The organism is Rothia sp. HMSC076D04, assembly GCF_001814645.1.
GTDB classification, from domain to species: Bacteria; Actinomycetota; Actinomycetes; order Actinomycetales; family Micrococcaceae; genus Rothia; species Rothia mucilaginosa.
Genome location: NZ_KV817374.1, coordinates 75,057 through 94,650, shown reverse-complemented (window position 1 = coordinate 94,650; position 19,594 = coordinate 75,057). Strand labels below are relative to the sequence as shown.

At 60.3% G+C, this 19,594-nt stretch carries 15 protein-coding genes and 1 tRNA gene; 15 read left to right on the top strand and 1 reads right to left on the bottom strand.

All coding sequences use genetic code 11. The annotated features are described in order from the left end of the window. Window positions 1-454: 454 nt before the first annotated feature. The 5 genes from HMPREF2980_RS08265 (at window position 455) to HMPREF2980_RS08245 (ending at window position 6,646) form a co-directional block, all read left to right on the top strand. Window positions 455-1,327 (top strand): phage holin family protein, encoded by an 873-nt coding sequence (locus tag HMPREF2980_RS08265; RefSeq protein WP_005508823.1) that lies wholly within the window; start codon window positions 455-457, stop codon window positions 1,325-1,327. A 329-nt stretch (window positions 1,328-1,656) separates the two neighbouring features. After that, the gene (locus tag HMPREF2980_RS08260) at window positions 1,657-2,862 is read left to right on the top strand and encodes a glycosyltransferase (protein ID WP_070687892.1); all 1,206 of its coding nucleotides are present in this window, start codon (window positions 1,657-1,659) and stop codon (window positions 2,860-2,862) included. 114 nt (window positions 2,863-2,976) lie between these two features. After that, window positions 2,977-3,050: transfer RNA gene (locus HMPREF2980_RS08255), tRNA-Ile, on the top strand. Between the two features lie 259 nt (window positions 3,051-3,309). Next, window positions 3,310-4,410 (top strand): hypothetical protein, encoded by a 1,101-nt coding sequence (locus tag HMPREF2980_RS08250; protein ID WP_070691335.1) that lies wholly within the window; start codon window positions 3,310-3,312, stop codon window positions 4,408-4,410. A 10-nt stretch (window positions 4,411-4,420) separates the two neighbouring features. Continuing rightward, window positions 4,421-6,646 (top strand): flagellar motor protein, encoded by a 2,226-nt coding sequence (locus HMPREF2980_RS08245; protein WP_246823709.1) that lies wholly within the window; start codon window positions 4,421-4,423, stop codon window positions 6,644-6,646. Between the two features lie 131 nt (window positions 6,647-6,777). Here the strand turns inward: HMPREF2980_RS08245 and HMPREF2980_RS09650 are convergent, their stop codons facing one another. Continuing rightward, the gene (locus HMPREF2980_RS09650) at window positions 6,778-7,527 is read right to left on the bottom strand and encodes a M23 family metallopeptidase (RefSeq protein WP_246823547.1); all 750 of its coding nucleotides are present in this window, start codon (window positions 7,525-7,527) and stop codon (window positions 6,778-6,780) included. A 422-nt stretch (window positions 7,528-7,949) separates the two neighbouring features. Between HMPREF2980_RS09650 and rpsB the strand changes: the two genes are divergently transcribed. The 10 genes from rpsB (at window position 7,950) to HMPREF2980_RS08190 (ending at window position 19,495) form a co-directional block, all read left to right on the top strand. Further along, window positions 7,950-8,747, top strand: a complete 798-nt coding sequence (gene rpsB / locus HMPREF2980_RS08235) for a 30S ribosomal protein S2 (protein ID WP_005508818.1) — start codon at window positions 7,950-7,952, stop codon at window positions 8,745-8,747. Between the two features lie 153 nt (window positions 8,748-8,900). Continuing rightward, a complete protein-coding gene (gene tsf, locus HMPREF2980_RS08230; RefSeq protein WP_005508816.1) occupies window positions 8,901-9,731 on the top strand; it encodes a translation elongation factor Ts in 831 nt (276 codons plus the stop codon). A gap of 195 nt (window positions 9,732-9,926) precedes the next feature. After that, on the top strand, window positions 9,927-10,670 hold the full coding sequence (gene pyrH, locus HMPREF2980_RS08225; protein ID WP_005507067.1) for a UMP kinase: 744 nt from the start codon (window positions 9,927-9,929) through the stop codon (window positions 10,668-10,670). 295 nt (window positions 10,671-10,965) lie between these two features. After that, complete coding sequence (gene frr, locus HMPREF2980_RS08220; RefSeq protein ID WP_049350195.1) at window positions 10,966-11,523, top strand: ribosome recycling factor; 558 nt, start codon at window positions 10,966-10,968, stop codon at window positions 11,521-11,523. 6 nt (window positions 11,524-11,529) lie between these two features. Continuing rightward, on the top strand, window positions 11,530-12,438 hold the full coding sequence (locus HMPREF2980_RS08215) for a phosphatidate cytidylyltransferase (RefSeq protein ID WP_049356008.1): 909 nt from the start codon (window positions 11,530-11,532) through the stop codon (window positions 12,436-12,438). 203 nt (window positions 12,439-12,641) lie between these two features. After that, entirely contained in the window at window positions 12,642-13,229 is a 588-nt protein-coding gene (locus tag HMPREF2980_RS08210; protein ID WP_012903944.1) for a cell division protein DivIVA, read from the top strand. A gap of 172 nt (window positions 13,230-13,401) precedes the next feature. Continuing rightward, the gene (gene dxr / locus HMPREF2980_RS08205; protein ID WP_070691329.1) at window positions 13,402-14,727 is read left to right on the top strand and encodes a 1-deoxy-D-xylulose-5-phosphate reductoisomerase; all 1,326 of its coding nucleotides are present in this window, start codon (window positions 13,402-13,404) and stop codon (window positions 14,725-14,727) included. Between the two features lie 453 nt (window positions 14,728-15,180). Further along, window positions 15,181-16,035: a hypothetical protein gene (locus HMPREF2980_RS08200; protein ID WP_049348864.1), complete on the top strand. Its 855-nt coding sequence runs from the start codon at window positions 15,181-15,183 to the stop codon at window positions 16,033-16,035. 211 nt (window positions 16,036-16,246) lie between these two features. After that, window positions 16,247-17,437, top strand: coding sequence for an efflux RND transporter periplasmic adaptor subunit (locus HMPREF2980_RS08195; protein ID WP_049341686.1), 1,191 nt, complete (start codon window positions 16,247-16,249; stop codon window positions 17,435-17,437). A gap of 9 nt (window positions 17,438-17,446) precedes the next feature. Continuing rightward, window positions 17,447-19,495 carry an ABC transporter ATP-binding protein/permease gene (locus HMPREF2980_RS08190; RefSeq protein ID WP_049356015.1) on the top strand — a complete coding sequence of 683 codons (2,049 nt, stop codon included), beginning with the start codon at window positions 17,447-17,449 and terminating at the stop codon, window positions 19,493-19,495. Window positions 19,496-19,594 lie beyond the last annotated feature (99 nt).

Sequence of the window (19,594 nt, the reverse complement as noted above, 5' to 3'; positions counted from 1 at the left end):
GGTTTTTACTTCCTCGCGCGCTCGGAAAATCTTCACCCCGCTGTATCGAGTCCAGTCGGAACGTTCTCCCCAAGTCGTGAACCAGCAACCCCTTGGGCTTACGCCCCCGGCGAGGCAAAGATACTTCACCCTGCAAAAATGTACCCTGTAAAAATGTGAAATCTAACGCACCGAAAAGTTCCCCACCCCCACGCGCCACGCACCCACTCGGCGCGTAGCGGGGGAGCGGCGCATCGGCATCCTCTTACGCCTACTCCAGAGCAAATCCACAGGCGCAACCAAACCCAGAAAGCTACGCCTGCAGCTCAATGTAGCCTCCAGAAAGTCGAAAATACCTGAAGAGATAGCGCAAACCCCCACCCAAACGGTCACGCGGAGGTATCATAAGGGGCTAAACTATAGGAGGTGGAGTGCGAAAAAGAAGCCTCCAAAAACACGTCACGGAGAGGTGGTCATGACCACTACTACTAATCCCAAGGCACCTAAGCGTTTCTTTGCTGGCATCAGCGGGATTAAGTCCGGCGTCGCGAACATCATCGACGCTGGCAAAACCTTCAAGACCCTCGGACCCAGCCAGGTCAAGGACGAAATCCAGATTGCAAAGCACGAGCTGAAGACCAAGGGCATCGCCGTTGGTAAGGGTGCGGCCTTCTTCGGCGTCGCAGCAGTCTTCGGTCTGTTCCTGATCATTGCGCTGGTCGCCGCAGCAATCCTCGGCCTCGGCACCGTCATGCCCTACTGGGCATCCGCGCTGGTCTTCGCCCTCATCTTCCTCATCGTCCTGGCAATCTGCGCCCTGGTCGGTCTGAAGAAGGTCAAGGCACAGCTGCCGTTCAAGCCCGAATCCGCAATCTTCGGTCTGCTCTTCGACCTCGGCGTACTCAAGGAAGGTACCGCCATGTCCGCTGAGCGCCTGAAGAAGGAACAGGCAGAGCGTGCAGAGCAGAAGGCTAAGGAAGCTGAAGAAGCAGCAGAACGCGCACGTCAGGAAGCTGAAGAGCGCAAGGCACGCGGTGAGGAAGAGCCCAAGCCGCCGACCTTCGAAGAGCTCAAGCAGCGCACCGCAGAACGCCGCCAGCACCTGGCAGCCCTGCGCGACGACCTGCAGTCCTACACCGGCGACGTTCAGAACAACACCCAGCAGGCTCTGGATGCTCTCAAGGCAGTGCCCTCCGAGGTTGCCGCAGGTGCAGCAGCTACCGGCCGCGGCCTGGCAGAGAACGTGCGCAAGCCCGAGGTTCTGCAGGCACGCTGGAAGTCCTTCGCAGCACTGGGCGCATCCATTGCAACCGTCCTGCACTTCCTGAACCGCCTGGTACGCCGCTAAACCCGGTACACCATAAACCCAGTCGCCGCTAAAGCCGGCGCATAGGTTTAACGCCAAGCGTCCAAACGCCCCGATACTTGTATCGGGGCGTTTGTGCGTCTACAGGCAGGTTGCCGACTTCTGTCTCAACGTGAGGTTTAGAGGTAACTCCCAGCCAAAACCCTCCCTCTACGAGTCGGAGAAGGACGCAGCTCACAGGTAGAATAGACAAGTGCTGTACGTACTGGATCCACCCGGTGCACGCGGCAGACAGAGGTAGAAGCGGCGCGCCGTCGCACCCGAAACCCCCAAAGTCACCGACACACTACACCCCGATGAGGAGCCCCGTCATGGAACAGGCAAAGACGATTCTGATTGGCGCAGAAACCTACCCGCCGGACATCAACGGTGCAGCACAATTCGGTCACCGCCTCGCCACCTCCATGCTCAAGCGAGGCCACTCCGTGCATGTGGTCGCCGCCAGCCCCATCCCCGGCCCCAGCTACCGCACCGAAGTAGAGGGCGGCATCGTGGAGCACCGCCTGCGCTCGCACCTGCCCCCGACCCACGAGACGAACCGCATCTGCATCCCCTGGGAGATCTGGTCCGAGGTCGGCACAATCCTTGACGAGGTCCGCCCGGACGTGGTGCACGTGCAGTGCCACTACATTATTGGCCGTGCCCTCATCTTCCAGGCGAAGCGCCGCGGTATTCGCGTTATCGCAACGAACCACTTCATGCCTGCGAACCTTGACCCGTTCCTGCCCTTCCCCTCTCCCGTGAAGCGCGTGATTGAGAAGGTCACCTGGAAGGACATGCGTTTCTGCTTCTCCAAGACTGCGGTCGTTACCACCCCCACCCAGATCGGTGCGGATGCGATGCGCGACCTGGGTCATTTTGACCGCCCCGTCATGCCGGTTTCTAACGGTATTGAAATCAGCGACTACGAGCTGCCTGAGGGAGCAGACGCCGGCAAGGTTCCCGGTGAGCTACGTATTGCCTTTGTGGGTCGCCTTGCCGAAGAGAAGAACGTGGACGTGCTCATTGAGGCGCTCTCCCTGCTGCCCGATACCCTCGAGCACGTGGTGCTGGATATTGCCGGTGGCGGTGAGCTGCGTGAGGCTCTCGAGCAGAAGGCGCACGATTGCGGTGTGTCCGACCGCGTGATTTTCCGTGGCTTCGTTCCCGATGAGCATCTGCCCGAGGTGTACCAGATGGCTGACGTGTTCTGCCAGCCCGGTACCGCCGAGCTGCAGTCCCTGGTTTCCCTGGAGGCGATGAGCGCCTCCACCCCCGTGGTGCTTGCGAATGCGCTGGCTCTGCCGCACCTGGTGGAGGACGGTGTGAACGGCTACCTCTTCGAACCCAATAACGCTCAGGATTTGGCGAAAAAGCTGGAGGCTGTGCTCTCCCTGCCCGCTGCTGAGCGCGAGCAGATGGGCCGCGAGTCCCGCCGCATCGTGGGCTTCCACAGTGCTGAGAACACCTGGCGCACCTTCGAGGAACTTTACGTGAGCGATGCTCCGTACCAGCGTTACCTGGATTCGCGCCGCTAAGCTTCTCTAGGTTCTGAGCGTTGAGTATGAGAGAGCGTTTTTCGTTCTCAGTCGCCGTTCAGGTACTCTAGAGGATGGTGCAGGCGCCCATTGCGCGCCGTCACTGCACCGGATGGGGAGTTAGCTCAGCCGGTTAGAGCAGGGGACTCATAATCCCTTGGTCGCGGGTTCGAGCCCCGCACTCCCTACGGCCCCGCCCGTCGACTTCACCCACTTGTCGGCGGGCGGGGCTTTTTCGTGCTCTTTTGTCGTGCACTCAGGGTGCCTATTTTTGTTCATGGAATGCATCAACGGTGATGAAAATGAGTAAATGACGAACGAAGACGCACCATAGCGTTCAATACGGTAGGGTTGAAGAGTCTTGTCACGAAAGACAGTGTGATGCCGCCGGTAGATGCCGATTCAGCCGGTAGGTGTTGCATCCACACACCATACGAGAGGATCTCAATGTCGGAGAACACTCCCAACAACCCGTCGCAGGGTGCAGCCGGCGGCTACGGCTACGATGCTGGCGCGCATCCCGCGCAGGATGCTTCGCTTCCGGGTCAGGCTGCTCAGCCGGGTAATGCAGCTCAGGCTGCCCAGCCGAGCCAGCCCGTGCAGCCGAGCCAGCAGGGTAATGTTGCTCAGCCTGCCGCACCGGTAGCACCGCAGCAGCCTGTTCAGCCTCAGCAGGCACCCCAGCCCGCTCAGGCAAACGCTAATGCACAGCCGAATTCTGAGGCTCAGGCAGCCCCCACGCAGCCCGGTCAGCCTGCCGCCACACCCCAGCTCGATGCACCTCAGCCTGGTACCGCTCAGCCGGGTGCAGCTCAGCCGGGTCAGCCCGGCCAGGCAACCTATGCGCCGAGCGCACCGCATCCGGCAGTGAAGGCGCTGGGTGCTACCTGGAACGCGTTCCTGGACGTTTTCTCCAGCAACCCGGCGACCGCGCACGCCCGCATCTCTTCTGCCGGTGCGTGGGGTTGGATTGTTCCCACGACTCTGCAGGCGCTGGTGGGTGCTTTCTTCTTCAGCCAGCTGGTAATTCTGGCGGCGGTTGTCATGATGTCCATGTTGGGCTACATGTTTGGTGGCCGAAGTGGTGCCGCCTACGGTGGCGCCTACGCCGCGCAGGCTGTGCCGACCGGACGCATGATTCTAGCGTACGTGCTGATGGCTTTGGCTATCTTTGGTGTGCAGGTTCTGCGCGGTGTGCAGCTGCAGCTGACCGCGCGCATTGGCAAGGCTCCGGTATCCTTCACCGCTAGCATGCACGCGGTGTCGGTGTCTTCTCTGGCGCTGATTCCTTCGTTCCTGGTGCTGAACCTGCTCGTGTTCTTCTTGACCCTCACCCGTAGCGGTGGCGGTGCGTTCTTCTTGACCATGCTCATGGTCCTGGTGCTTGCTTTCGCGGTGTTCTCGGGTGAGTCTTTCACCTACCTGGGCCTGAACCGTCTGGGCCGCTTCGCGAAGTCCCCGATTATCATGCACGCGGCGCTGAGCACCGGGTGGGTTCTGGCATCCATGGTTGTTTACTACGTGGCTATCCGTCTGATGGGATCCTAAGATGCACACCATGACTCATACTGCGAACGCACCGACTCGTCAGCGTTGGATGTTCCTGGCGGTTCTGCTGACCATTGCCGCCCTGATTCTGAGTGCCTGCGGTGCGAAGATTGAGACTCAGCTGGGCCTTGAGAGTGCCGAGAAGGGCACCCGTACCATGCAGGTTTCCTTTAACCTCAAGGACAACAAGGACAAGATTAAGGGCGGTTCGGAGGCTCTGGATACCTCTATTCGCAAGCATCTGCCGAGTGGCCTGGAGTACGGCGGTATCCAGTCCGACGGTGACAAGGCGCGCGCTACCCTCACTATTCCCTTCTCCTCGGTGGAAGAGTACCGTACCAAGGTAGCTTCTATCCTGAAGGCTGCAGGCTCCGATATTGATCCGCAGATCAGCATCATTAACTCCGAGCAGGGCCTGGTGAAGGGTATTCAGGTGAAGGAAAACTTCACGTCGAAGAACCTGCTGGGTTGGGTCCCTGAAGCTCTGGTCGTGGATGGTGTGGTCTCCTCCTCTGACAAGAACAACGTATTCACCAGTGACGGTGACACTACCGTGAAGCTTGGCGATAAGACGGTGAAGAACTCCGGCGGTTCCACTATCTCTGCGAAGGACGTTCAGGACCGCGGCTTCAAGAGCGTTCAGGTTGACGTTGAGGAGAAGAACGACGGTTACAAGGTCATGGTTTCTTTCGTTGCGCAGGAAATCATGAACTCCGAGACTTCCTCTGCTGTGGATGCCTACCTGAACCAGGTCAAGCCTGAGGGCTCTGAGCTGAAGAAGGGTCTTGAATCTTCTGATGTGAGGTCTAATGCTCCCTCCGCATCGACTAGTGCAGCTAAGGAAGAAATTGGTCGAACCTTGACCTTTGATGCTTCCTCCTCGCAGGATTTGAACGATAAGCTCAAGAAGCTCTTCGGCGGAAGCACTACCGGCCTGACTTTCAGCCGTGAACTGTCCGAGCAGTACCATGTCTTCAAGGTTGAGAAGAAGGTCTCGGGAACCCTGGATTGCTCCCTGCTGTGTTCCCCGGAAGGCTACGGAGTTCGTCTTTCGATGAAGAACAACTACGGTAACAGCTACGACACCGATTACAATCCCTCGAGCTCCAGCAGCTCGGACAAGACGGTGCCTGCCGTGGCTCTTACCTCTTCGCAGATCGTGCAGATGAAGAACGCGAAGGTTGCCTTCTCCTTGGGCTTGGATGGTTCCATGGAAGCGCGTTTCCTCTACTCCTTCCCGACTGAGGATGTTTCAGGTTCGGAGCAGAAGCTCAAGGATGCTTACGCAGGCGGTGGCGATAATGAGACCGAGGTCCGCCAGGACGGCGACGCCACCATCGTGAGCGTGAAGGTTCGCGGTAAGGACCAGAACGAGTTCAACCAGCGCCTGAATGAATACCTGCCTGATTCGAAGATTACGGTAAACCGCTCCGGCGGCTACCACCCCTTCGGCTCCGATTACACGGTAAACCCGTCGATTAGCCTGAGCTCGAAGGTAGGTAATTACGCCTACCAGACGCCCTTCGAATTTACGTATAGCGGCCCTGCCTTCTCTTCGGTAGATCAGCAGAAGGCACAGTCTTATAACCGTGTCTTTGTGGATGGTGGTGTGCAGATTAGCGCCGATGGCAGTAACCTGACTGCCAAGAGCGACCGGGGTATGTTCAGCACTTCTGGTCTGCAGGTTCCGGCTTCCGGTCTGAGCATGACCGACGTAATCGTGGATGCGGTTATTGTGGGTCTGCTGCTGCTCATCCTGGTTCTGCTCTTCCTGTTCCGCAAGAAGATTGCGGCGGCTCGCGCGAAGGGTCGTGAGCGTCGTGCCGCTTCGGCTGCGGCACTGGGCGCGGCGGCGGGTGTTGCGACCGGTTACGGCGCAACCCAGGCTGACGCACAGAACGGCTACCAGGCACAGGGCGGCTACGCTACTCAGAATGGTTATGCCGCTCAGTCCGGTTACCAGGCACAGGGGGGCTACCCGGCGCAGAACACCGCCTACGCTGCGGGTGATGATTCGCCGACTCAGGTGTTCACCCCGCAACACGGCCTGAACTACGGCGAGAACGAACCGACCAAGGCAATGCCCGCGTATATCCCTCCGACTGAGCAGCCCGCTCAGCCGGTTCAGCCCGGTCAGACTGCTCAGCAGCCTGCACAGCCCAACCAGCCTGTACAGCCTGTACAGCCTGTACAGCCGAACCAGTTCGGTGCTGATGACGGTGACGTCCTCCAGTAAGTAGCTGCCTCTAGCACCTACGCTAGTGGGCACAACTTAGGCTGGCTCCTGTGGCCCGTTGCCTCCTTCCCCGGAGGTGACGGGCCACAGCTGTATCTGGTTCGGCTCATACTCGGCGCTAATACCCGCGCCTAATATCCGCCCGGCACGGGTAGCAGAATGCTAGGTTTCTTCGACCCCAGCAGGCTCATGGGGTTGATATACTCTGCTTCCTTGCCGCTGCCGTCCCCGCGGGCGCCTCCCTGGCGTACGCCCCAGTACAGGCACGGGGTGGAGCATCGCCGGTAGGAGCGCTCGCTGTTGCCGCTCGCCGTGACGGCGACGGTACCGATGACATCACCGGCTGTAACCGTGGTGCCGACCGGGAGCGTTTCATCCATAGGTTCGAAGGTGCTGCGCCGCCCATCCGGATGCGCAATGACCAACACTTTGCGGTTGACGACCGTGCCGCTGAAAACCACTTTTCCCGGTGCCGGTGCGTAGACGCGCCGGTCGTTCTCGGGTACGGCAAGGTCTACGCCGCGGTGCCCCGCGCTCCAGCGTTGGGCGGGCTTCTCAAAGGGGCGGATCACCCGCGGCCTGGATTCGGCGGTGGGGGAGCGGTAGCGTAGTCGGCTCGCGGTGAGCTCAACGGTGTGGGGAAGGTGCGCGCTGCTGGGAGCTTGCGCACTTGAGGTGGCGCTGTCTGTAACACCTGCCCAATCAGTAAAACCAGCCCCGCCTGGAAAACTGAGCCAGCCTGAATAACTCTGACTGCCCGAATAGCCCTGCCCACCCATGTAGCCCTGCCCACCCGCGCTCACAAGTGCACCCAGCAGGCAGCACGCCATCAGCATTGCGCGCCGTAGCGTTGTCGCTAATGTCTTCATGTTCTGCTTCATCCTCTGATCACATCACGAATCGCCCCGCCCCGCAGCGCCCCACGAAAAATTGTGGATAACCCCGCCGTTTCCGCCTTAAAATCCTTTATCCACAGTGCCCCTACACACACCCGCCGCGCTTAACCCCAATCCGGCGGATTAATCGCGGAATATACGGTACAATGTCGTATTGCAGTGTGCCTGCGCGGGTATTCTCCCTCTGTGAGGGGGCCGCACAGCTTCACTGACGACGCGCGGCGTGAGCGGCATCCTCAAACGGGGAGCCGATAAGGGACCTTCGGTCCACCCACACGGGGTGGTTAGGGCCTGAGCTGAACGGGTAACCGTGAACGCTAACCGCCGCCAGGAAAAACTGATAACTACTATGCGCGCGTTGGGCTAGCCCGAATGGGAGGTCCGCGCGGCACCAAAAAGGAGACGACATGCCCGTCGTAACTATGCGTGAAATGCTGGACTCCGGCGTTCACTTCGGTCACCAGACCCGCCGTTGGAACCCCAAGATGAAGCGTTTCATCCTGACCGAGCGCAACGGCATCTACATCATCGACCTGCAGCAGTCCCTCGCCTTCATCGACAAGGCATACGAGGCTGTTAAGTCGACCGTCGCACACGGTGGCAACATCCTGTTCGTGGGTACCAAGAAGCAGGCTCAGGAAGTTATCGCTGAGCAGGCAACCCGCGTGAACATGCCCTACGTGAACCACCGCTGGCTCGGTGGTATGCTGACCAACTTCAGCACCATCTCCAAGAGCATTGAGCGCATGAAAGAACTCGAGCAGATTGACTTCGACGATGTAGCAGGTTCTCGCTACACCAAGAAGGAACTGCTCCTCATGCGTCGCGAGTTCGAGAAGCTCGAGAAGACCCTCGGCGGTATCCGTAACCTGTCCAAGGTTCCCTCCCTCCTGTGGGTTGTTGACACCAAGAAGGAGCACCTGGCAGTTAACGAGGCTCAGAAGCTGGGCATCCCCGTTGTTGCTATCCTCGACACCAACTGCGACCCCGACGAGGTTGCTTTCCCGATCCCCGGTAACGACGACGCTATCCGCTCCGTCAACCTGCTCACCCGCGTGATTGCTGACGCAGTGGCAGCCGGCCTGATCGAGCGCAACGCTAAGAAGAACGGCAAGGCTGAAGCAGCTGAGGAGCCCATGGCAGCTTGGGAGCGCGAGCTCCTGGAGCAGCACGAGGCTGCACAGGCTGAAGAGGCTGCTAAGTAAGCTTTCTTAGCCCACTAAGCTTTATGCTTTGTGGCCCCCGCCTGCGGGGACCACGTTCGGACGGCGCCCGCCCTGACCTGGGCGCGGCGCCGTCCGCCATTTGTACCACCGGGATGTCATCCCGATTTATTACAGCAACACAAGGAGTTCACAATGGCGAACTACACCGCAGCAGACATCAAGGCACTGCGCGAGAAGACCGGCGCAGGTATGCTCGACGTCAAGAAGGCTCTGGACGAGGCTAACGGCGACCAGCAGAAGGCTGCTGAGATCATCCGCGTTAAGGGTCTGAAGGGCATCACCAAGCGCGAGGGTCGCGCAACCGCTGAGGGCCTGGTAGCTGCACGCGTTGAGAACGGCGTTGGCTACATGATCGAGGTCAACTCTGAGACCGACTTCGTGGCAAAGTCCGACCCCTTCATCGCTTTCGGCCAGAACGTGCTCGAGGCTGCTATTGCTGCTAACGCTTCCACCCTGGAAGAGCTGCAGGCTGCATCCTACGAGGGCAAGACCGTTGAGGAGCTGACCACCGACGCTGGTGCACTGCTCGGCGAGAAGATCGTTGTCCGCCGCGTTGCACGCGTTGAGGGCGAGAACGTTGCAGTTTACCTGCACAAGACCTCCAAGGACCTGCCGGCACAGGTTGGCGTTCTGCTGGCTGTCTCCGGTGAGAACACCGACGAGATCGCACACGACGTTGCAGTGCACATTGCTGCAATGAGCCCCAAGTACCTGGATTCCGAGTCCATCCCCGCAGACCAGATTGAGACCGAGAAGCGCGTTGCTCGCGAGACCGCAATCGCTGAGGGCAAGCCCGAGAAGATTCTGGACAAGATCGTTGAGGGTCGCCTGAAGGGCTTCTTCAAGGAGAACACCCTGCTCGATCAGGACTTCGCGAAGGACTCCAAGAAGTCTGTCGCACAGGTTCTGTCCGAGGCTGGCGCAACCGCTACCGCATTCGCACGTTTCCGCGTGGGCGCATAAGGACTCGCTGCAGTTCTGCCCTCCCGTATTGCGGGTTCCCGGTAAGGGAAATCGTATGAGGTTGGGATTATAGCCTGAAGCCGGGTAGTCACCACTGGTGGCTACCCGGCTTTGCTGTATCCTTGATAAGGACTAGGCGGCAGGAGCCCGCCCCGATCACCTATAACAATCCCTAGGTAAGCCACTGGAGGAACCATGACTGAAGCGAATCCCCGCCCGATGCACCGTGACGAAACCGGCCGCCGCCGCGTTTTGCTCAAGCTTTCCGGTGAGGTTTTTGGTGGCGGTGAAGTCGGTATTTCTACCGAGGTCGTGCGCAGCATCGCTAAGCAGATCGCCGCAACTGTTGGCGAGGTTGAGACCTCCATCGTGATTGGTGGCGGCAACTTCTTCCGCGGCGCTGAACTCTCTCAGGCGGGTATGGACCGCTCCCGTGCAGACTACATGGGTATGCTCGGCACCGTGATGAACTCCCTGGCTCTGCAGGATTTCCTGGAGCAGGAGGGTATTGACACCCGCGTTCAGTCGGCTATCACCATGCCGCAGGTTGCTGAGACTTACATTCCTCGCCGCGCGATTCGCCACATGCAGAAGGACCGCGTCGTGATTTTCGGTGCTGGTGCGGGTCTGCCCTACTTCTCCACCGACACTGTGGCTGCTCAGCGCGCCCTGGAAATCCACGCAGATGAGGTTCTGGTGGCTAAGAACGGCGTGGACGGCATCTACACTGCTGACCCGAACAAGGACCCCAACGCTGAGCGCCTGTACAACCTCACCTACGATGAGGCAATGCAGCGCAACATCCGCGTGCTGGATCAGACCGCGTTCTCCCTGTGCCGTGACAACAACGTGACTATGCGCGTGTTCGGCATGCAGGGTGAGGGTAACGTGACCCGCGCGATTCTGGGCGAGAAGATGGGTACCCTCGTTACTCGCTAACGCCTAATTTTCTAGGCCGGGGCATGTTTGATGCCCCTCTGATTGTGACCGTGCTCGATAGCGCGGACTTATTCTGGACGGTACCGCGCGGGTAAGCGCTAAAACTCGCTTATGCCCGCCGGTACCGTCTAGACTTATATCAAATACGACGTTCTGCCTCTTTCCCATCGACTTCGCGGTATCCGTAAGGTTTTCGCCTCGGATGCGCCGCGAACCGGTAGGGAAATCATGAAGGCTGAACGCGCACCCACCGACAATTCTGGTACCCCAGAATACCGACAAAGGAGATCCTTTCGTGATCGAAGAAATCCTTGCCGAAGCCGGCGAGAAGATGGAAAAGACCATCGAAGCAACCAAAACTGAGTTCGCTAAGGTCCGCACCGGTCGTGTGAACCCCGCAATCTTCAGCGGCCTGACCGCCGACTACTACGGTGCACCGACCCCGCTGCAGCAGCTGGTGTCCTTCAACGTTGAGGACGCACGTACCGTCAAGATCGTTCCCTTCGACGTGACCGCACTGGCAGCTATCGAGAAGGCTCTGCGTGACTCCGACCTGGGTGTTAACCCCAGCAACGACGGTGCAGCTATCCGCGTTGTCATGCCCGAAATGACCGCTGAGCGCCGTAAGGAATACACCAAGCTCGTCAACCACAAGGCTGAAGAGGCTCGTATCTCCATCCGTAACGTTCGCCGCCACGCTAAGACCGCTATTGACAAGCTGGTCAAGGACAGCGAAATCGGTGAAGACGAAGGCGCACGTGCTGAGAAGGAACTGGACGCACAGACCAAGAAGCACATCGACCAGGTCGACGCACTGTACAAGCACAAGGAAGCTGAACTGCTCGAGGTCTAAACCCTAATGAGTACACGCAAAGAAGCGAAAGAAGAGAGAGGCGCGCCGCCTGCTCCACAGCCGAGCCCGCAGACCGCTGCAACGCCGGTCAAGTCGCGCAGCGCCAAAGCTGGCCGTAACCTGCCCGCCGCCATTAGTGTGGGTGTTGGTTTCGGCGTGCTATTGGTGCTGGGCCTGATTTACCAGCCGGTTTTTGTTGCGATCGCTACCGGCGCGGCAGCGTTGGGCGCCTGGGAAATTGGGCACGTGCTCAATACCCGCCGCGGCTACGGCATCCCGGAATACCTACTGGGTGCCCTGTCTGGCGCAATTGTGGTGGTGTCCTACCTGTTCGGTTTTACCGGGCTGGGCATCGCCCTGGCGGTGAGCCTGCTGGCGCTGTTGCTTTCTTCTGCTCTCGTGCGTGCTGACCGTCAGGTCTCACTGGGTAAGTCTTTGAGCGGTAGCGCCCTGGCTCTGCTGTGGGTGCCGCTGATGCTGGGTATTGCCATGGTCTACTTCCAGACGGACCACGGCGAGCGCGGTATCCTCATGATTCTGCTGATGGCCATCTGCAATGACACGTTCGGCTTCATTGCCGGCGTGAATTGGGGTAAGCACCCGATGGCGCCGAAGATTTCCCCGAAGAAAAGCTGGGAGGGCCTGGCTGGTTCCTTCGTCGGCTCGGCGGTTGTTGGCGCTATCGCCTTGGCGGTTATGGGTTCGCCCTGGTATTGGGCTATTCCGTTGGCGGCGGTCATGGTGGTCGCTTCGACTGCCGGTGACCTGGTCGAGTCCGTGTTCAAGCGCCGTATGGGTGTGAAGGACATGTCGAATATTCTGCCCGGTCACGGCGGCATGATGGATCGCCTGGACTCGATCCTTTTCGCTGCGGCGGCTGGCTGCCTGATTTTCCGGTTTATTATGCCGCTCTAAAGCTTCAAGCTTTATCGCTTATGGAGGCGGGGCGTTTCTTCCCACGAATGGGGGAGGGGCGCCCCGCCTTTGCTGTGCCCGCTTTCGCTGTACCCGGTGAATAGAGGCGTAAAAGGCTATATCTAAGACGCCGCCCGCCCACCTTGCACCAGGTAGCCTGCGCATTGGTATTCTTAAAGTTCAATCGTCGAGAGGAGCCCACCTTGGCAAGCACCACCCACGGAGGCGGATTTGCCCGTGCAGCAGAAACCGAACCCGGCTACAAGCGCAGTGAAGTAGACCGCCTGTTCACCCGCCTCGCCGAGGACTACGAGAAGCTCAGCGGAGCCGCCGAACTGCCCGAAGACCTCTACACCTCCCGACGAATCCGCCAGGTCGTCTTCCGCGAAGAACCCGGCGGCTACCAGCTGGACGTGGTCGACCGCGCCCTCGAAAAGATTGAGGAACGCTTCGCCAAGCTCGAACGCAGCCGCTACATTGAGGCGTACGGCCTGGACAACTGGGAACGCTCCCTCGTAGAGACCGGCGAGCTGCTCGCAGGCCGCCTGGAACGCCCCGCCGGTGAGCGTTTCCGCCGCCCCAGCAAGCGCCGCCACATGGGCTACTTCGTCGGCGACGTGGACGCCATCTGCGACCGCGTGTACGCCCAGCTCAACAGCGAGGAGCCGCTGGACCCCTCCGTGGTGCGCCACGCAAAGTTCCGCCCCGCCTCGGGCACCGTCAGCTACGAGGAATCCCAGGTGGACGCCTTCCTGGACCGCTGCATTGAGCTGCTGCAGGACCTGCTCTAAAACGTGAAGTGTTGAATCCCCCGCCCCGTATGACAGGGTGGGGGATTCTTCTGCGCTGGGGTCTTCTAAGCTGGGGCTCATCTATGCTGGGGTTCATCTACGCTGGGCCTTCTAACGTGAGAGGCGGCGCCAGTACCCGAACGTACCCGCGAGCTCATGAGACACTAGAACCATGAAGTTTGGATCCTCAGCACGCGTCGGCGGCAACCGCGACCGCCTCACCGACGCCCTCACAGAACTCACCCGCGCACCGCAGCGCGTCACCCTCCTCGGCTCAACCGGCTCCATCGGCACCCAAGCCATGGAAGTCATCGACCACCTCGCCGCGCTCAAAGGCACCAGCGCCTCCGCCGCCGACGCACCGCTGAAGGTCGTCGCCCTCTCCGCAGGCTCCCGATCCCTCGAACTGCTCGCACGCCAGGCAGTGCACGTGCGCGCCGAACTGGTCGCCACCAGCGGCACCGCAGAAGACGCGCAGCGCCTACGTGAACTCATCGAGGCGGTAGCCTCCGAAGCAGGAGCCACCGGCTACACCCCGCAGATCGCCCACGGCGCCGAAGCCTCCGTACAGGCGGCAGCGCACCCGGCAGACACCGTCCTCAACGGCATCACCGGCTCCATCGGCCTGGAACCGACCCTCACCGCCCTCAACAGCGGCTACCGCGTGGCACTGGCAAACAAGGAATCCCTCATCGCAGGCGGCCCGCTTGTACGCGCCGCCGTCGACGCATCCCCCCTGAACACCCCCATGGTGCCCGTCGACTCCGAACACTCCGCCCTCGCGCAGGCGCTCGCCTCCGGAACCGACACAGAAATCGACCGACTCATCCTCACCGCATCGGGCGGCCCGTTCCGCGGCTACAAGCGTGAACAGCTGCACGACGTGACCCCCGCGCAGGCGCTTGCACACCCCACCTGGGACATGGGCCTGGTCGTCACCACCAACTCGGCAACCATGGTCAACAAGGCACTCGAAGTGCTTGAAGCGCACCACCTGTTCGGCGTGGACCTGGACCGTATTGACGTGGCGGTTCACCCGCAGTCCATCGTGCATTCCATGGTGCAGTTCGTGGACGGATCGACCATTGCGCAGGCGTCCCCGCCGAGCATGGTTCTGCCCATCGCGCTGGGTCTGACCTGGCCGCACCGCATTCCCGGCGCCGTGCCTGCTTGTGACTGGTCGAAGGCTGCATCCTGGACTTTTGAACCGCTGGACGAGGAAGCATTCCCCGCCGTGCGCATGATTAAGGACGCCGGTAAGGTCGGCGGCACGCACCCGGCAGTGTTCAACGCCGCCAATGAGGAAGCCGTCGCAGCATTCCACGCGGGCGCGATTCGCTTTACCGACATTGTCGACTCGGTGGCACGCGTGCTGGAGGAGCACACCGGCAGTGCTGAGGCTGTTTCTGACGCTGATTTGACGCTGGAGGCGGTGCTGAACGCGGAGCGTTGGGCTCGCGTTCGCGCGAATGAGCTGCTGGGCATGACCGGCAACTAACCGGTTCTGAGGCGGTATTCGCATTTCTATGGGATGGGGCGTGGAGGGGCTGGTGTTCGTCCTCGTTCCTACAGGGGCACCCGCCCTCGCTTCGCTTCGGGCACCCTGATGTCACGTTCGGACGACACCGCCCCTCCACACGCACGCTAGGCTACCCGAGGTGGCGCGCCGTGTTTTCCGGATGCGCCCTCAGGGTGTCACACGGACGCTCTCCGCAGCGCAGCGAGGAGATGGCGGAGCGTCCGGGTGACGGGTGCCCCTGCGTAGGCGCGGAGGAAATATGCGGCGTGCCATCCCAACCAGCGACGCGAGGACGAATACCGAGCCCCCTTGCCTCCCCTCCCGGCGCATAGTAGGCTAGTGTTCAAAATATGTTCTCTCTAGGGCAAACAACAAAGACCCCTCGAACGAGTGAACAAAGATGCAGCATATATTTCACGAGGAAGTGCCCCTATGCGTCGACCGAACACCCTACGAACCCTCGCCGGGGCTATACTCCCGCTGACCCTGTTGCTTAGCTCCTGCGCATCCGGGCAGCCCAGTGCCGACTCCTCGGCGTCCGCTAACGCTGAGAAGGCGTATAGCGCCTCCAAGAGCCCCGATAGTCAAGCTATCGAAAAAGTGGAGAACCTCGCCTCACTTTCTGACAACGTTGTTCGTGCCTACCAGCGTTCCCTGAGCCAGTGCATGGCTGAACGAGGATTCCCGAACTACAAGGTTCCTGCAGGAGAAACTGAAATCCCGCTGCTACAGACCGCTGGTTTCGAACCTCTCACCGTCGCGGATGCCCGCGCTCGCGGATACAAAGAGCGCTGGTCTTTGGTAACTGCTGAGCTGGAAGAGCAGAGCCGCACTATGAGCGACGCTGAAATGCAGGCTCTTAACGGTACTGAAGGAAAGGGCGGTTGCCAGCAAGAAGCCACCCGCGTAGTCTTCGGTTCAGAAGAATCCCGTGCGATCATAAAAAAGGTCAACGTCACTGCGGTTCACTACCTTAACAACGACGCAATCTTCAAAGATCTTGGGCCTGCCACCGAGAAGTGGGCACAGTGCATGAAGGAACGCTTCGGAGGCGACTACACGTCTCCGGATATGGCTCGTGAACAGTACCGCCAGAACAACCAAGACACCCACGAACTGGCGATCAACGATGCGACCTGCCGCGAAGCAACCGGGCTAGATGCAGAACAGCGAAAGATGGCTATCGCTTACCTGAGTTCCTTCCTCGAAAAGGAGCAGGGCCTCATCGAGCAGGTGACCACGATCAAGAAAACTGCTGAAGAAAACGCCCGAAAGATTCTGAGCTAATCCTCCGGACTAATCAGACCGGGCTATCCAGACCGGACTAACCAGAACAGGCGTACAGAGTAGCTGCAACGGCTATACCTCGTCACAGCGTATTGTGCCCGGCACGTATCCCCGTGCCGGGCACAAACTAACCCCACACGGCATCGCCGCCCCTAAGCCCAAACGGCACAGACAATAGCGTTCCCGTACGCGCACCCAAAGAAGGGACACCATGAGCGCCACCCCCACCCGCCAGAAGAAAACCCTCTGGCTCTACGGCATTATCGCCCTGCTTCTCATCATCACCGTGGGTACGCTCATCAGCGCCCAAAACATCAAAACCACCGCCCAGAAAGACGCAGAAGCGGCACCCCCGGACCCCTCCACCATCACCGCCACGGTCACCCGCGAAAAACTACGCACCACCGTGCCCCTGACCTGCACCGCGAACTACGCCACCTCAACCCCGCTACGCTACAGCGGCGAAGGACAGTACACCGCAATCACCATCAAACACGGTGACACCGTCGGCAACGGAACCCTCATCGCAGAAGTCAACGGTGAACCTCTCATCACCCTCACCGGCGGCTTCGCGCTCTACCGCGATCTCAAACTCGATGATAGCGGCCCCGACGCCGCACTCCTCAACGAGGCACTGACCGCCATGGGACGTCAGGGCCCGCAGCCCGCGCGCATTACCGAAGACACCTACGAGGCTCTCAACAACCTCCTCGACAGCCTCGGCTACGCGCACGTCAAGACTGACCAGCCCATTCCCGCCCGCTACTTCCTCATCATCAACCGTGCCGGACTCGTCACCGGCAACCCCCGCGCAACCGGCGCTATCGCGGACGGTCCCGTAGCCACCATCGCAGAAGGTAACAAGACTCTCAGCTGCACCGGAACCACCGGCAGGCTCACCCCCGAAGCTCGTAGCGGTCAGAAGGTAACCGTGCCCTCCCTCGGCGATACTGAGTACGTCGCAACCCTCGGCTACAAGAACACTTCTGAAGCTGCTGGCGCCGCAGGCAACAGCCAGGCCGGTCGCCAGGCTAATGGTGCAGAAGGCGCAGCTGGCTCCAACCTCAACGGCGTAGCCGGTGCGGCAGGAGGCACCGAAGGCGAACGCATCCTCACCCTCGACGTAGGGGATAAGGCGGACAGCCTCCGAGGTTCCGTCAACGCGGAACTCACCCTCGAAGAAACCCCCGAAACGCACCTGGTTGTGCCCTCATCGGCGCTCTACACCCGTGACGGACAGACCCGAGTCATCGTGCTCGGCCCCGAAAGCTCCAACGGATCGAAGGCCCGCGAAGAACGCGAGGTAACCGTTACCGTCATCAGCAACGCCAATGGCAAGAACGCCGTCACCGGTGACCTGCACGAAGGCGACAGCGTCAAAATCATGCGCGAGAAAAAGTAGGGAGTAGCCATGACTGACTCCCGCGCTGCTCACGCGCACCCACCAGCCTATAGCGTCGATATTCAGGGAGTGTCCCAGCACTTTATGCAGGGTGACACTCGAATTGACGTGCTCAAAAATATTGACCTGAAAGTCCGCTACGGAGAAGTCGTCGCAATCCTGGGACCGTCCGGCAGCGGCAAATCAACCCTGCTGAACATCCTCGGTCTGCTCAGCACGCCCGCCTCCGGCAGCTACCTGCTGGACGGTACAGACACCGCAACCTTCAACGCGGCACAGCGAGCTGAAGCGCGCCTGGACAGCATCGGTTTCGTCTTCCAGGCGTTCCACCTCATCGAGCATAAGAACGTGTACCGCAACGTTGAGCTACCGCTCATCTACCGTGGTGTCCCCAAGGCAGAACGAGCGCAACGGGTTGCGGATACTCTCGCCCTGCTGGGGCTGAGCCACCGAACGGATGCACCCATCACCACTCTCTCAGGCGGTGAAAAGCAGCGTGTGGCTATTGCTCGTGCGCTCATTGGGGAACCGGCGTTGCTGCTCTGTGATGAGCCGACCGGCTCGCTGGATGAAGAGCTCACCCGTGAAGTGATTGACCTGCTCCGCGAATGTACGGGCGATCAGCAAAGCACGATTGTGATTACCCACGACCCGCTCGTGGCGGAGCACTGCGACCGGGTGCTGCGCATGCACGAGGGGCAGCTCATCGAGCAGAAAGCGCCGCAGCAGGAAGAAACGACCGCTCGTGAGCTTCTGAACCAGCCTAGCTTTACTGAGGAACAAGCATCTAAGCCGCAGGGGAGCGGGCGTGCACCCTGGGCGCTCGCCTCCCTCAAAGAAGCGTGGGACGCTACCGTTCACCGGGTGAGGCGCAATATCTTCACCATGCTTGGTGTGGTTCTGGGTATCGCTTCGCTTGTGCTGACCGTTGGTCTGACCGCCACCATTTCTGGGCAGCTGGCGGACAGCTTCGACATTTTTAGAGCTAAGCACCTGACGATAAGCTCGACCCGAACCGAATCCATGAGCCGCGCTGAACTCTTGAGCCTGGCGGCAAGCGAGAATTATCGGCGTGTTAGCCAGCTGAACGGAGTGACCGGTACCGCGCTGGTGGATCAGCTGGATGAATCCACCGATATTCAGCGCGGCCCCGACAACTTTGGCGAGCGCGGCGCTAACGTGACGGCGTCCGTCCTTGCTGCAACGCCCACTATCTTTAGCGTGCAGGGTCACGAGCTGGTGTGGGGCCGTACCTTCGATGAGGGGCACGTGGAGCGTAACGATAAGGTCGTGGTGCTCAGCGAAAGCGTGATGCGCCAGCTTGCGCTACCCTATAGCCCCGGAGTTACGGTCTATATTCACGATGAGCCGTACACTGTCATCGGTGTGGTGCGGGAGAATCCCTCGCTGACTCTGTCGTACGGTTCGGTCTACCTGCCTCTGGGTGCGAAGCCTGGTGCCGATGTTGAAAAATCGCAGCCCGCTGCCGGTGGCGGTGCCGTTGCGGCGCAGACCGGTAAGCGTTCCACTCAGATTGTGGTGAGTACTGTTGCCGGTGCCGCAAACCAGATTGCGGAGGAAGCACCGTACGCGCTCTCGCCGGAACGCCCCGCGCTGTATAGCGTGAGTGTTCCGCCGGAGCCGAAGACCCTTCGTGAGGCCGTCGACCAGCAGCAACGCACCATGCTTCTTGCCATGAGCGTTATTACCCTCGTGATTGGTGCAATGGGCATTATGAACACGTTCCTGGTTGCGGTGATGGAGCGTCGCCGTGAGGTGGGTTTGCGTCTGGCTATTGGTATGCGCCCTTCGGGTATTCTGCTGCAGTTCTCGGCGGAGGCGCTGCTGACCGGCATCCTGGGCGCTGTGGCTGGTATTGTGCTGGCGGTTAACGGCATCTCGATTGTGTCTTTGATGAACCGTTGGACGCCGATTATTAGTGCCGACACTATTCTGCTGGGCCTGGGCGCTGGTGCGCTGGTTGGTGTGTTGGCTGGTCTGTACCCGGCGGCGAAGGCTTCGCGTATTGATCCGGCACAGACCCTGGCGGCAGGCTAGTTGTTGAGGAAGGCGTGAAGGTGCGGTGTTCGTCCTCATTCAGCACCATAGCGTTTGGGGAGGCACGCCGCATGTTTCCTCCGCGCCTACGCAGGGGCA

Bases quoted from the DNA above. Each gene is read 5' to 3' on its own strand.
- HMPREF2980_RS08260 (WP_070687892.1), top strand. From the start codon at position 1,657: ATGGAACAGGCAAAGACGATTCTGATTGGCGCAGAAACCTACCCGCCG.
- HMPREF2980_RS08250 (WP_070691335.1), top strand. From the start codon at position 3,310: ATGTCGGAGAACACTCCCAACAACCCGTCGCAGGGTGCAGCCGGCGGC.
- HMPREF2980_RS08245 (WP_246823709.1), top strand. From the start codon at position 4,421: ATGACTCATACTGCGAACGCACCGACTCGTCAGCGTTGGATGTTCCTG.
- tsf (WP_005508816.1), top strand. From the start codon at position 8,901: ATGGCGAACTACACCGCAGCAGACATCAAGGCACTGCGCGAGAAGACC.
- HMPREF2980_RS08265 (WP_005508823.1), top strand. From the start codon at position 455: ATGACCACTACTACTAATCCCAAGGCACCTAAGCGTTTCTTTGCTGGC.
- rpsB (WP_005508818.1), top strand. From the start codon at position 7,950: ATGCCCGTCGTAACTATGCGTGAAATGCTGGACTCCGGCGTTCACTTC.
- HMPREF2980_RS08190 (WP_049356015.1), top strand. From the start codon at position 17,447: ATGACTGACTCCCGCGCTGCTCACGCGCACCCACCAGCCTATAGCGTC.
- dxr (WP_070691329.1), top strand. From the start codon at position 13,402: ATGAAGTTTGGATCCTCAGCACGCGTCGGCGGCAACCGCGACCGCCTC.
- HMPREF2980_RS09650 (WP_246823547.1), bottom strand. From the start codon at position 7,527: ATGAAGCAGAACATGAAGACATTAGCGACAACGCTACGGCGCGCAATG.
- HMPREF2980_RS08195 (WP_049341686.1), top strand. From the start codon at position 16,247: ATGAGCGCCACCCCCACCCGCCAGAAGAAAACCCTCTGGCTCTACGGC.
- pyrH (WP_005507067.1), top strand. From the start codon at position 9,927: ATGACTGAAGCGAATCCCCGCCCGATGCACCGTGACGAAACCGGCCGC.
- HMPREF2980_RS08200 (WP_049348864.1), top strand. From the start codon at position 15,181: ATGCGTCGACCGAACACCCTACGAACCCTCGCCGGGGCTATACTCCCG.
- HMPREF2980_RS08215 (WP_049356008.1), top strand. From the start codon at position 11,530: ATGAGTACACGCAAAGAAGCGAAAGAAGAGAGAGGCGCGCCGCCTGCT.